Genomic DNA, 13,395 nt, shown 5'->3' with positions numbered 1-13,395 from the left:
ACTCTCTAGTACGACTGCAAGTAGCGACTCTGTCGCTATTCGGAAGGTGAACGGATGAGCATCACTAAGGATTACCTCGAGCGCCTCGACACCGAGGTTGGCATAGCGCCTGCTGGCAGCCAGGAGGAGCTTGACTGCGCCCATATCCTTGCCGAGGAGTTCTCTGCACATGGGCTCAAGACCGAGCTTCAGGATTTCTCTGCTCCCTCTCTTGGGTATGTGCCCTATGGCGTGGCGCTCGTCCTGCTGTTCGTTGGCCTTCTCCTGATGGGCGTGGGCAACATGGCGGCGACGATCGTTGGCCTCATTCTTGTTGCCGCGATGCTTGCGCTGCTCTGGATGGTCTATACCGGCCGCGATGTCATTGGAAAGTTTGGCCCCTCCGCTCACAGCCAGAACGTCATTGCCGTTCGAGAGGCCGAGGTGGACCCCTCGGAGCGCGAGCGTCCGATTGTCGTCGTTGCGCACTACGACACTGGCCGCCTTGACTTCCTCTCTCGTCCCGAGTTTGCGATGGCTAAGAAGTATTTGGCCTCCTATTCGATCTACCTTGCCGCCGCCGTTGCCGTCTGTGCTCTGATTCAGCTTCTTGGCTTCATTCCCGAGCCCGCCCGCCGGACGTTTTGGGTCATTGGCCTTGTTGCCTGCCTCCCACTTCTCGTCTGGGGCGTCTCGCTTATCGCGAGCAAGTTCATGCCCTATGCCTCCGGCTCCGTTGACAACAAGTCCTCCGTTGCCGCCATGCTTGGCGTGATGGACCGTGTGACCCAGGGGGTCAAGGTTGAGAGGCCCGAGCGAGATGCCGCACAGGCCGCGCCCGAGAGCGTTTCTGAGCCCAAGAAGCGTGAGCCGGAGATGCGTCGCGAGGTCGAGGAGGTAATCGGAACGCGCCATGGCGAGAAGGTCATCCGTGAGCTTGGAATCCTTCCTGCCGAGTGCTCCATAACCTACATCGAGCCCGAGGTCCGCATGGTTCCCGTGGCCACCCCGATTGATGAGCCCCAGGTTACCCAGCCGCTCGACCAGGTTGATTCTCCTAGCGAGGACTCCCGAAGCGACGACGAGGCCTCGACCGCCTCTGATTCTGCCGCCGCAGACGCCGAGGTTGAGTCTGCCACCCAGCCTGTCTCTGATGAGTCGAGCGCGTCCCATGCTGACGATGCGGGTGTGACTTCCGAACTCCCCCTTGACGCCCCCTCTTCTGACGATGCCGCGGATGACACGCGACCCATGGCCGTGGTTGATGAGGCTCGCATCGACACTTCGGACGAGACCGCTGCGAACACTACCCTTGCCATGAGCGGCATCGACCTCTCCCAGCTTGAGGATGGAGAGAACGCCAACGAGGGTCCGCTGGTCGAGACGGATCACTCCGGCCTGTACACGATGGCCGATGAGGACGCCTCCGACATGGTGGCTGCCGGCCGTCCGGAGCGCCCACGTCCCAATGCCGTTGCCGACCCCGACTGGGGCAAGAGCTCCTATAAGCCCACGCGTCGTGCGAACGTCTCGAACGTCGCCCGCCGCGCCGCTCTCTTTGATCTCCCCGATCCCAAGGTGTCTGGTCAGGATGGGCTCGGCCCCGCGTCCTCGCAGCTTCCCCCGCGTTCGCAAATGGCCCAGCGCCTTGCCGATGCGAGCCAGCAGGCCGTCGCTGCTCCATCGTCGGTTCGCATCGACAAGGCAGCTGCGGCGCCTGTCGTGCGTCAGAAGCCTGCCTCGCAGCCCGATGACATTGAGGTCCTGAGCGCCTCGCCCTCCCACGAGGCCGACGAGAAGCGCCACGGCCGCGGTCGCTTCTCCGGGCTGTTTGGCAAGAGGCGTAAGCAGGAGGAGTCGATGTCCGAGTGGCTCGGCGTTGACGATGACTATGATGCCAAGAAGTCCGGCGAGAGCATTGGCTCTTGGGACAACTTTGGAGATGACTCCGGCAACGCCCATTGGAAGGGTGGGGCCGCGCTCAACATCAACCTTCGCAAGCTCAAGGACAAGCTGCCCTCCATCCCCGCGCGTGGGTCGGACGAGGACGCCGAGGACGAGGCTGAGCCTCGGGTCGATGAGGTCCAGAACGAGAATGATGTGCCCCTCGGCACCGATGACGCCTCCAGTCTCGATGCTGCCGCTAACGAGCAGACGCAGGCAGCCTCGGCATACGTTGAGGACGAGCATCCCGTCTACAACGACGCTGCAATCTCTCCGACCGATCGTGCCCTGCGCGACAGCATTCTCGCTATGGGTGACGACGAGCTTCGTACTCACGACATCTGGTTCGTTGCCACTGGCTCCTCCTCTCTGAACCACGCCGGCGCGTCTGCGTTCGTGGATGCCCACCGCAAGGATCTGCGTGGGGCGTTCGTCGTCAACCTCGAGTGCATTGGTGCTGGCGACCTCGCGCTGCTGACCCAGGAGGGCTTTGGCGTGACGCGTCGCTCGGACCGCCGATTCCTGTCCCTTCTCGAGTCCGTGGCGGCAGACCTTCACCTTGGGGTCGACAAGGTTGCCAGGCCCTGGGCGAACACGGATGCGACGATGCTCATGCGCAAGCGCATGCGTGCCGTGACCCTTATGGGACTTGGCGCGGGAGACCTTCCTGCCTGCGCCCACACAGCAGAGGACGTTTCTGCCAACGTGAGCCCTGAGCGAGTCGAGGATGTCTGTGCGCTTGTGCTCGAGGCCATTCGCCGGGCCTAAGGGTCTGGGCTGACAAATACCAACAGCGTTCTCTCACGCTGGCCACCTTGCTGCGAGGCACAGGTGACCAGCGTGATTGCTTTCTCGGCGCGCCCGATGAGGGTGTTCGCGTCTGGGCTCAGGGAGTTGGCTTCGCCGGCAATCTCTCTGAGCATGCCCTGCAGCTTTGTCTGGCTCATGCGGAATCGCTGGATTGGCGCGAACTGCTTGTCGACAACGCGGGCGCAGAGCGGAGCATAGGTCTCGGTCCCATTCCTCGTCACGAGAGTCGCATTGCCGATTTGGTCGAACCTATCCTGCCTCCACGCGTCTGCGATGGGGGAGAACTGAAGCTGCGTCGTTCCTATGTGGTGGGCATAGATAATCCTGTGTGCATCGTGTGGCGTGCATCTTGCGTCGAGGTAGGGGCAGCCGGTACGCGTCTCTTCTCCCCAGAGGTCGTGGGTCAGGTAGAAGTCGGGGTCGTCCGAGCTTGCCTGTGCCACTGGGTAGTCGATGGTTGTCCCGCCGACCTTGATCCATGCGCTTGCCAGCGGCTCCATCTCGAACCGGCTGCTTTGGTCGTGTGGCTCCTCGTACGCCTCTTGGTCTTGTACCCGCCGTCTGAGCTGTTCGTAGCGTTGTTCCGGCGCAAAGTCTGCCGTGATATCTCGGGCGCCGAGGGCGATGAGGCCGGCTCCCGCAACGAGGGCCAAGCCTATGGCAAGCGTCTCGACCCTCACGCCGCGGCGACAGCCTCTCGTCCGCCGCCGCGGTCGCGGGCTCATGATGCGGCTTCAAACGTATAGGTAATCTTGCAGAATTCCTCGGCAGAGCCGCTGGTTGCGGCCTTCTCTGCCAGCTTGCGCCAAGGTCCGTCTCCCGAGACGCTCGAGATCTTGACTTCAAGCCGCTTGCTCACATTGGCACCAATGAGTAGGGGAGATGCGGGTTTGTCTGCGCTCGACCAAGAGTGGACGATGGTGTCGCCGTCTCTCAGCTCGTAGGTGGCGTCCTGCGGTGTGCCGCTTGTCTCGATGTGTGTGGCGCGGACGGGAACAACCGAGAGGTTCTCGATGGCGTAGTCCTCTGGCACGACGACGCTCCCGTCTGCCATGATCTTGCAGGGAAGCAGCGCCGGTACCCGTACCGAGATGACGGGCTCATGGCGCGAGGTGATCGTGAGATCTCCGCCAACATGGGAGAAGTCGCCATCCCAGCCCGCGAAGCGGTAACCGTCATGGCTCGGCTCCTGTGGCGCCTCGGCCGAGCTCCCGGCGTCTACCACCTGTTCCTTTAGGACCTCACCGGTGATGCCGTCTACGAACTTCACCTTCCAGATCTTCTGGAAGGAGGCCTCGATGCTGTGGTCTGAGGTCACGTTGGAGAACGTGTAGTCTTCTCGGGCCCCAACGCTGCCGCCGTCTACGAGGACGTCCTTGATGCGCCAACCATCATTCGCGAAGACCCTGTAGCCCTTCGACTCGCCCGAGGACACGAGAGATGCTCCGTTTGGGCTAATGGAGCCACCTTCGCCGGCCTTTGCTGAGATGGTGAATGGGATGTTAATCGTGAAGTCCCATCCCGAGGTTGTCTGGGCGCTGCCGCGGAATGTCGTCTCGGTTGACGTGATGCGGTGGATGCCGCCTCCTCGAACGGAAAACGTCGCCTCCTCCGAGATTGACTCGTGAAGATACGCCCTTGAGTTCCAGTCCTCTCCGATGAACGCGCACCTCGTGCCGTTGTCATAGAGCGTCTTGGTGGTGGTCCAGAAGATTCCACTGCTGGACGCCTTGTTGTACATGGTTGTCTTGACCGTGACGCTGACCGACCCGTCTGGGTTCGCCTGGGGAGAGATGTAGTAGGAGCACGTTTGGAGTATGTAGGTGGACTCGCTGCGCTTGACCTCGACCCAACTGCCAATCTGAGACGTCTGGGCTGTGAGCAGAGACATCCTGCTGATGCCTCGCGATTGCTCTTGAGGCAAGGTGACGACGATGTCGCCGCCAAAGGATTCGATGTCGTCGGCAAACGCGGTTGTGGGACTCAGTACGAGCGTGCTCGCGGCCATTCCCGCGAGCAAAAGCGTGCGAGCTCGTCTGAGGGGCGTGGTGCTAGCCATATCTCCTCCTTGCAAGCATCAAGGCGACAACGGCGAGGCAGATGATGGCGCAACCGCCGACGATGAGCCACCAGGCCTGGTCTCCCACACCGGTTTGCGCGAGCACGCTGGCCAGGTTTGGCGCATCTTGCTCCAGCCTACGAATGGTTACCTCCGTGCTCCCATCAGAGGCTACGGCCCGACAGGGTGCCAGCCCCGTGCCGAGTGCGCTCAGGATGGCGACCCGGCTGACCGCAAGCCTGGTGCTCATGAGAGACCACCGTCTGCCGGGGCTCCGTTCTGGACCGCCGCATGCGCGCCGGGGGCAACCGTGAAGGTGACGGTTCCGATGTGAACAGGCGAGCTGATGTCCTGCGTGACCCTCCCAACGTTGCCCGCCGTCTCAAGAAGGATGTCGTCTGTGCTGCTGTCATCGCTGTAGTAGGTCATGTTCCAGAGGGGGTCGGTAATGGCCGTGCCGGTTTCGGCTGCGGCGGCGGAGGCTCGGAGCATGGAGCCCTTGGGACCAAGCAGCCAGTCGATGGAGTTGTCGGCTCCGTTGACGTCGGATGAGTGGCTCCAACCGTTCTCGCTGCTGACCTTGACGTTGGTCACCTTGAGGCCAAAGGCGGAGAGGTTCTCGATCTTTGTGGCCTCCGGGCTGGGACCGGTGAGGGTCCCGTCGCTCGCCGCCACGAACGGAATGACGGTCGGGACCCTGAACCTGAGGTTGGCATCGCTTGCGACCACGGTCACGAGCGTCGTATTCTCGCCCACGCGCCCGCCTTCCTCGGCGAGCGCCGCGGCAGGGGCTGCGACAAGACCGAGTGCGAGCGACAGCCCGGCAAGCAGCGCGCCCGCTCGCCCCACGCAGCGACGGCCTGTGGTATGGGCGATTCTGTCGGAAAACTGGGACCTGGTCGTTCTGAGCATAGGATTCTCCCTTCTTTGGGCACGGCCCGTCGCGAGCCGTGCGGTTGCATGAATGCAAACGGGCGCCGGCTACGTTCCGGACGTCTCGGCGGCCCCCGATGTCTCGGCCTCGCTCACGACGCTCACCTGGACCGCGGTGGGCGAGCCGTGGTCGCTCTCTCCATCAGGCTCGACCGCCTGGACCTCGATGACTGCCTCTCCCTCGCGCGCGCCGTCAACGCGCACGGCGTCAATCCTTTCGCCTGGCTCTATGGCCTGGCTTTCGTAGATGACCTCATCGCCCTGCGTGAGCGTGAACCGCTGGTTGAACTTGTTGCTTCGGTCGTTCTCGAAGCCAACCGTCAGCATCCCCGAGCTTGAGAGGCGAGGGGAGGGCAGCACGCTCACGGTCATCATGTTGTCCTCGACCTCCTGATTGAGCTCCGCCTGGATCTGCTCGCGCGTCTTTCCCTCCTGGGCCCGGCCGAGAATGGCGCCGGCGAACCCCCGGTTGCCAAGCAGACTTGCGGCAAGTACCCCGCCGCCGGCGAGAACCGCGATAAGGGCAGCGCAAAGGATGACCTTTCTTGCGTGACCTGCCTTGGGAGCGCTTGCGCGCTTGAAAAACGGGCGCCTGCGCTCGGGAATCCTCGATTGGCCGGCTCTCATCGGATGGCCAATCTCACCGAGTCAACGAGTGGCATGGCCATGGCCCAGGCCTCGGGACGAGCGCGCCAGCCCCGCTGGTCGCATGTGGGTGCAGCCGGCCCAAACGGGCATGCCCTCGCGCCGCCCTCCTCCCGGCTCTTGTGATCCCCGCGTGTACCTGCCTCGACTGTGGGCCGCCTGATGCTCCTGACGTCTTTGCTCATGAGGGCTCCCGTCTACGATTCCTGCGTGGATAAGCAGGTTACGGGGCGGGCCCAACGCAAATCATGCCGGCGCCAAACGCAAACCTGACACGCGAGGTCAGCGCGTCGTCATATCCAAGCGATGGCCAAGGCGTGTCGGTGAGCGCCTCGTCCGTCTCCCCCAACGGCTCCGCGGCGCCTGGTTTTTCTCGTAACCAGGGCGCGCGTTCGTTCGATTTGCCCCTTCGCTTGCTCAAATAGGGGCGGCTCGTTACACTATTCTTCACGCTTGCGGGTCAAAACTGGACTCAGAGCGCATACGCGGGCATCGCCAAGTGGTAAGGCAACGGCTTCCCAAGCCGTCATTCGCGGGTTCGAGTCCCGTTGCCCGCTCCAGAAGATAAGGGCCCCGGCATCGAATGGTGCCGGGGCCTCGCTGTGACCATCAGCCCGGCTCCGTGTGCAGCCATGGCTTCTATCGGCGAACGGTTCGCGCGACTACCAAGGCCCTCTGGTGGGTAACAAGCCCATGCCGTGATGCGGCGCGAGACCATCAAACCCGGGAGCTTGTCTCCCGTTCAGGGAAGGAAATCCCATGAGTCACATTCCCATGAGCGACTCCGAGTGCGAACTTGCCATGAGCCGCCTTACCCCCAGACTTCGCCAGTATGCCGAGCTGCTCGTGCGGCGCGGCGTCGCCATTCAGTCGGGACAGGAGCTCGTGGTGACGGCTCCTGTCGAGTCGGCCCCGTTCGTGAGGATCGTCGTGGAGGAGGCGTACAAGGCGGGCGCCGGTCACGTGACGCTCATCTGGGGCGATGACGAGATCAGCCGCCTCGAGTATGACAACTGCCCCGTCGAGCGATTCCAGGAGCTGCCTGCTTGGAAGGCCGAGCAGATGAACTCGCTCGCGCGCGTGGGCGCCGCCTTCCTGTGGATCGACGGCGAGGACCCCGACGCCCTTCTCGGCATCGATCCGGCAAAGCCGGCGGCCCGCGCCGTTGCCTCGCATCGTCAGTGTGCGGACTATCGCCGTGGCCTGGACTTTGGCGTGAATGCCTGGTGCATCGCCGGCGCGCCCGTCCTTGCCTGGGCCCGCAAGGTCTTCCCGGACTACTCGGACGCCGAGGCAATCTACCGCCTCTGGGTTGCCATTCTCGACACGGCCCGCGTGACCGGCGATGACCCGGAGAGCGAGTGGGAGACGCACAACGCAACCCTCAAGAAGAACAAGCGCAAGCTGAACGACAGCCACTTTGACGCGCTGCGCTACACGTCCTCCAATGGCACCAACCTCGTGGTGGGAATGACGCCGCGCCACCTTTGGGAGGGTGGCTCGTCCACGACGAAGGCGGGCGTCACCTACTTTCCCAACATGCCCACCGAGGAGGTCTTCACCTCGCCTGACCGCAATCGCGTGGAGGGAGTAGTCCACTCGGCACTGCCCCTCGTCCATAACGGCTCGGTGATTCGCGACTTCTGGCTGCGCTTTGAGAACGGCGAGGTCGTTGACTACGGTGCGGAGCGTGGTCTGGACGTCCTGCGCAACATCCTTGAGACCGACGAGGGCGCTCGCCACCTCGGCGAGTGCGCGCTCATCTCGAAGAACACACCCATTCGCCAGAGCGGCCTGTTGTTCTACAACACGCTCTATGACGAGAACGCAAGCTGCCACCTGGCGCTGGGCATGGGGTTCCCCGAGTGCTACGAGGGCGGCCTCGACATGGACAAGGAGACGTTGCTTGCGCATGGCGTCAACGAGAGCGCCCAGCACGTCGACTTCATGATCGGTGCCGATGACCTGGACGTCACGGGCATCATGGCCGACGGCACGGAGGTGCCCGTCTTCGTCCATGGCCAGTGGAGCTGGGAATAGCCGCGCGCCGCTCGCGGGCGGCAATCATCCGCTAGAATTGAGCGGGTGCGCACGCGTGGCGCCAGTAACATCGCGCCGTTAGCTCAGTTGGCAGAGCAGGGGACTTTTAATCCCAAGGTCCAGGGTTCGAGACCCTGACGGCGCACCACCGCACTCGAGGCGGCCATCCGCATGGGTGGCCGCCTTTCTCGTCTGAGAGGGGCAGGCAATGGTCGGAATTCTCGACATCATCGGCCCGGTCATGGTTGGGCCCTCGAGCTCGCACACGGCCGGTGCCGCGCGGCTGGGCAGCATTGCGCGTGCCCTTCTTGGCTCGGAGCCTCGGGAGGCGTCGATCACGCTCTATGGGTCATTCGCAAAGACCTATCGCGGGCATGGCACCGACAGGGCCATCGCTGCCGGAATCCTTGGCATGAGGCCGGACGACCCACGCCTGCGCGACTCCTTGGAGCTTGCGCGCGAGCAGGGCATGCCCATCATCTTCGAGACGAGCTCGGAGGATGCTGGGCATCCGAATTCGGTGCGCATGAGGCTTCGCGGCCGGGACAATGCCGAGGTCGATGTGCGCGGTTGCTCCGTCGGCGGCGGGCAGGTGCTCGTCACCTCCATAGACGGCATGGCCGTTAGGATCAGCGGGACACGGCGCGCCTTTGTGGTGAAGCATCGCGACGCTCCCGGCCTCATCGCTGCCGTGACCGACGTTCTGGCTGACTGCGGTGCCAACATCTGCGACTTCAGCCTCTCGCGCGAGGCCCGCGGAGGGGTTGCCGTCATGACCATCGAAGTCGAGGGGGACGTTGACGAACGTGCCGAGAAGCGCATTCGCCGCCTGAGGGACGTTGTCTCTTGCACGTCGCTTGCTCCCGTTGGGGATGAGAGGGACAAGGGGTGCGCTCCCGTCGAGGTTCCTGATCTGAGCGGCATCGACGCTCATGTCTCCGCCGCGGCTCTCTCCTCGTTCGTGGATGAGGCCGAGAGAAGCGCCAGGCCGCTGTCTTCGGTGATTCTCGCCCAGCAGGCCGAGGTTGGTGATGACTCGGCTCAGGCCATTCTCGAGCAGATGGGTGAGCGACTCGAGGTGATGTCTGAGGCCGTTGAGCGGGGATGCGCCGAGGGCCTGCGTTCCACGAGCGGCTTCACGGGCGGGGACGCGCGGCGGATGCGCGATGCCGTCCGCGAGGGTGGGTGCGCAACTGGTGGCCTCGTTGGCAACGTGGCATATCGCGCGCTTGCTGTCTCGGAGCTCAACGCCTCCATGGGTCGCATCGTGGCCGCCCCCACGGCCGGTTCATGTGGCATCATCCCGGCCGTCATCCTCACGCTTCGCGACGAGCTTGGCTGCTCGCGGGATGCCTGCGTGCGCGGGCTCGTTACCGCCGGCGGCATTGGCATGCTCATACAGAGGAATGCCACGCTGGCCGGTGCCGAGGGAGGATGCCAGGCCGAGACAGGCTCCGCGGCCGCGATGGCCGCCGCGGCGATGGTCGAGCTTCTCGGCGGGAGCGCCCAGGCGTCCTCTGACGCCGCCTCCATGGCGATCCAGGCACTGCTTGGTCTCGTGTGCGACCCGGTTGCCGGCCTCGTCGAGGTTCCCTGCGTGAACCGCAACGCCACGGGTGCGATGGTTGCCGTCACCTGTGCCGAGATGGCCCTTGCCGGCATCCCGGCAAAGATCAGCTTCGATGACGCCGTCGAGGCCATGCGGTGCGTTGGCTCCGCCATGCCCCCGTCTCTGCGCGAGACGGGCGAGGGCGGTCTCGCCGTCACAGCCTCGGGTATGAGCATGGCACGTGAGCTTCACTCCGGGTGCTCCTCCTGCGGCATGTGCGGGTAGCGCCCGGTGCCGCTGGGGCCAGGGCCCTACGGTGACGGATCGACCCCGTCCCCAAGCGCCACCAGGCGCACACGCGCTAAAATCGGAGCGTTATGCATGTTGACACGCCGGCCAGCCGCGACATCACAGGAGGAGCCGCATGATCGATCGCTACACCCGTCCCGAGATGGGGCACATCTTCTCGCTTGAGAACAAGTACGCCATTTGGCAGGAGATCGAGGTGCTCGCCTGCGAGGCACAGGCAGAGCTTGGCAAGATCGGCATCACGAAGGAAGACGCCGCCTGGATCCGCGACCACGCCAAATTCGAGAAGTCCGAGGTCGATGCCATCGAGGAGGTCACGCGCCACGACGTCATCGCCTTCCTTACGAACATGAAGGACTACATCGACGCCGACGTGCCGGCCGGCGACCCCAAGCCCAGTCGCTGGGTCCACTACGGCATGACGAGCTCGGACCTCGGTGACACCGCCCTGTGCTACCAGCTCACCCAGGCCTGCGACCTCATCATCGAGGACGTCCAGAAGCTCGGCGAGATCTGCAAGCGCCGCGCCTTCGAGGAGCGCGAGACCCTCTGTGCCGGCCGCACCCACGGCATCCACGCCGAGCCCATGACGTTTGGCATGAAGTTCGGCTCTTGGGCCTGGGAGCTCAAGCGCGACCTCGACCGTCTTCGCGACGCCCGTAAAAACGTTGCCTTTGGCGCCATCTCCGGTGCGGTGGGCACCTACTCCAGCATCGACCCGTTTGTCGAGGAGTACGTCTGCGAGCACCTCGGCCTTGTCCATGACCCGCTGTCAACGCAGGTCATCAGCCGCGATCACCACGCCTACCTCGCCGGCGTCCTCGCAACGACGGCCGCCACGTGCGAGCGCATCGCCACGGAGGTCCGCAACCTCCAGAAGACCGACACCCTCGAGGCCGAGGAGCCGTTCCGCAAGGGCCAGAAGGGCAGCTCGGCCATGCCCCACAAGCGCAACCCCATCACGATGGAGAAGGTCTGTGGCCTGTCTCGCGTCGTGAAGGCGAACGCCCAGGTGGCCTTCGACAACGTTGCCCTGTGGCACGAGCGCGACATCTCGCACTCGTCCGCCGAGCGCGTGGCGCAGGCAGACAGCTTCATCGCGCTTGACCACATGTTCCAGTGCCTCATCCGCGTCATCGACGGCCTGCAGCTCTACCCGGCCCGCATGATGGCCAACCTCAACAAGACGCGTGGCCTCATCTTCTCGTCCAAGGTGCTGCTTGCCCTCGTGGACACGGGGATCACGCGCGAGGACGCCTACGCGATCGTTCAGGAGAACGCCATGGCCACGTGGCACGAGGTGCAGGACTGCGTCTCTGGCCCCACGTTCAAGGAGCGCCTCGAGGCCGATCCGCGCTGCACTGTGAGCACCGAGAAGCTCGATGAGATCTTTGACCCGTGGGACTTCCTCACGCGCATCGATGTCGTGTTCGACCGCCTGGAACAGCTGAGCTTCGAGTAGGCGCGCCAACAGGTCGAGTATGGCCGTGCCGGGAAGCGGGGGATACTTCTCGGCACGGCTTGTTTCAAGGAGGAGAAAGCATGTTCAACTTTGACTTCCGTCCGCGTGGCGTCTGCTCCCGGATGATTCACATCGGCCTGTCCGATGACGGCAACACCATCGAGCAGGTCTCGTTCGAGGGTGGCTGCAACGGCAACCTCAAGGCCATCTCCAAGCTCGTGGCCGGTCACTCCGTCGATGAGATCTCTGGCATCCTCGCCGGCAACACGTGCGGCCCGCGCCAGACCTCCTGCGCAGACCAGCTCGCCCGCGGCCTCGCCGAGGCCCGAGAAGCCGCCCAGGCGTAGCGCATCTCCCATGTCCATCCTGCCAAGCAACATATCGAGGCGCTCGTTTTTGCGCGGAACGGCGGCGACGGCCGCCGGGGCCGCCGCCATATCGGTGCTGTCCTCGTGCGGCAAGCCTGCCGAGACAACCGCCGACCCCGTCGTCGTGGACTCGGGGACTGCCACCTACGTCGTGGGCTCTGGCGACATCCAGGGATCGTACGAGCAGGCGGCAGACGGCCGCGGAACGGCGACGCTTGCGGAGGCTGGCTCCTGGAGCCTGCCGCTCGGCTGTGTGCTGCGCCCGTCCGAGGGCGCTTGGAAGCCCTATGTCGTGCCGAGCGAGACCCCGTCCGCCATGACGAGCGCGGGCGCCTTCTCGGTCTCGTCTGGAACGAACGCGCTGCTTGTCGACGTGCCGAGGACGGGCGGCAACTTCGTCATCTATGACGCCCAGTGCTCGGACTCCGTGTTTGCCTGGACGGAGCTCGACATCGTGAGCCACGAGTGGCGACTGTTTGCGGCCCCCTTCTCGGATGGCGCCCTCGGGACGGTCACGACGCTGTGGAAGGGCGACGCGGACTATGACCCGCCGCTGACCTGCTGCACGGCTACGAACGTCATCTGGCTCGTCATGCCCTCGACGTCTGGCTCCAAGTCAACGGAGAGCTCCTCATGCTATCTGTGGAAGGCCGGCGCCGACTCGGCCGACGAGGTCGTGCGCTCACAGGGCCGCTTTGCCTGCGCGCCCACGGTGTCCGACGGCAACGTCACGCTCGCCCCGCGCGTGCGCGTGAGCGAGGGCCGCTACTTTGGCATCACGGCCTACTCGCTTGACTCGGACCTCTCCACCCAGGTTGACCAGCTTGTTTTGCCTGCGAGCGTGGCACCCATGTACGCCACCTACATGAACGGAAAGTTTGTCTTCTCCATCGAGGCGAACTACGGCACGGGCGGCCTGCTTGGGAACATGGGCACCTATATCGGCTCGGGAGACGGGTCTTTCATCGTTCTTCCAAGAGAGCCGGCCGCGGTCGTTGCGGGCAAGGGTGGCGTCTACCTCGTCAAGACGCGCGCCTCGCACGTCATCGTCGACACGAACGCGCAGACATACGCAACGCTGTCCGCGCCCAACCGAACGCTCGACTTTGGCGACTACCCGGCAAGCGTGGGCACGACCTCGACGTTCGTTACGTTTGCCACGGTGAAGGACGAGCAGTCGGGCTATCCCAGCTCGGTGCAGGTGCGCGCCTGGTCGCTCTAAGGCTTGGAGCCGCCGCCCGCAAGCCTTGTGGTTAGCTGAATGGCCCGTTGGGGTAAACTTGCGAGTAGGAATGCC

General features: G+C 64.2%; 10 protein-coding genes and 2 tRNA genes. 8 read left to right on the top strand and 4 right to left on the bottom strand.

All coding sequences use genetic code 11. The features are described 5' to 3' along the window. The first annotated feature begins 54 nt into the window (after positions 1-54). Positions 55-2,691: a hypothetical protein gene (locus tag Pcatena_RS08005; RefSeq protein WP_126423227.1), complete on the top strand. Its 2,637-nt coding sequence runs from the start codon at positions 55-57 to the stop codon at positions 2,689-2,691. On the opposite strand, the gene Pcatena_RS08000 is transcribed toward Pcatena_RS08005, so the two are convergent. From Pcatena_RS08000 to Pcatena_RS07980, 4 genes are all read right to left on the bottom strand, one after another. After that, positions 2,688-3,413 carry a class B sortase gene (locus Pcatena_RS08000; RefSeq protein WP_172596425.1) on the bottom strand — a complete coding sequence of 242 codons (726 nt, stop codon included), beginning with the start codon at positions 3,411-3,413 and terminating at the stop codon, positions 2,688-2,690. The two genes, Pcatena_RS08005 and Pcatena_RS08000, sit on opposite strands and share 4 nt — an antisense overlap. A 41-nt stretch (positions 3,414-3,454) precedes the next feature. Beyond that, positions 3,455-4,792, bottom strand: coding sequence for an InlB B-repeat-containing protein (locus tag Pcatena_RS07995; RefSeq protein ID WP_126423222.1), 1,338 nt, complete (start codon positions 4,790-4,792; stop codon positions 3,455-3,457). Between the two features lie 246 nt (positions 4,793-5,038). Further along, positions 5,039-5,704: a hypothetical protein gene (locus tag Pcatena_RS07985; protein WP_126423218.1), complete on the bottom strand. Its 666-nt coding sequence runs from the start codon at positions 5,702-5,704 to the stop codon at positions 5,039-5,041. Between the two features lie 69 nt (positions 5,705-5,773). After that, positions 5,774-6,352 carry a hypothetical protein gene (locus Pcatena_RS07980; RefSeq protein ID WP_126423215.1) on the bottom strand — a complete coding sequence of 193 codons (579 nt, stop codon included), beginning with the start codon at positions 6,350-6,352 and terminating at the stop codon, positions 5,774-5,776. Between the two features lie 503 nt (positions 6,353-6,855). Here Pcatena_RS07980 and Pcatena_RS07975 point away from each other — a divergent pair. The 7 genes from Pcatena_RS07975 (at position 6,856) to Pcatena_RS07945 (ending at position 13,320) form a co-directional block, all read left to right on the top strand. Beyond that, positions 6,856-6,930 (top strand) — tRNA-Gly (locus Pcatena_RS07975). A gap of 199 nt (positions 6,931-7,129) precedes the next feature. Further along, the gene (locus Pcatena_RS07970; protein ID WP_126423213.1) at positions 7,130-8,410 is read left to right on the top strand and encodes an aminopeptidase; all 1,281 of its coding nucleotides are present in this window, start codon (positions 7,130-7,132) and stop codon (positions 8,408-8,410) included. A 72-nt stretch (positions 8,411-8,482) separates the two neighbouring features. Next, a tRNA-Lys gene (locus Pcatena_RS07965) sits at positions 8,483-8,558 on the top strand. 60 nt (positions 8,559-8,618) lie between these two features. Next, on the top strand, positions 8,619-10,244 hold the full coding sequence (gene sdaAA / locus Pcatena_RS07960; protein ID WP_126423211.1) for an L-serine ammonia-lyase, iron-sulfur-dependent, subunit alpha: 1,626 nt from the start codon (positions 8,619-8,621) through the stop codon (positions 10,242-10,244). A 139-nt stretch (positions 10,245-10,383) separates the two neighbouring features. Continuing rightward, positions 10,384-11,730 carry an adenylosuccinate lyase gene (gene purB, locus Pcatena_RS07955; protein ID WP_126423208.1) on the top strand — a complete coding sequence of 449 codons (1,347 nt, stop codon included), beginning with the start codon at positions 10,384-10,386 and terminating at the stop codon, positions 11,728-11,730. Positions 11,731-11,810: 80 nt separating this feature from the next. Beyond that, positions 11,811-12,077, top strand: a complete 267-nt coding sequence (locus Pcatena_RS07950; RefSeq protein WP_126423206.1) for a TIGR03905 family TSCPD domain-containing protein — start codon at positions 11,811-11,813, stop codon at positions 12,075-12,077. Between the two features lie 10 nt (positions 12,078-12,087). Next, on the top strand, positions 12,088-13,320 hold the full coding sequence (locus Pcatena_RS07945; protein WP_126423204.1) for a twin-arginine translocation signal domain-containing protein: 1,233 nt from the start codon (positions 12,088-12,090) through the stop codon (positions 13,318-13,320). Positions 13,321-13,395: the final 75 nt, after the last annotated feature.

The sequence above is a fragment of the Parolsenella catena genome (genome assembly GCF_003966955.1).
Lineage (GTDB): Bacteria > Actinomycetota > Coriobacteriia > Coriobacteriales > Atopobiaceae > Parolsenella > Parolsenella catena.
The sequence above is the reverse complement of the archived record's forward strand: the minus strand, read 5'-3'. Positions and strand labels throughout refer to the sequence as shown.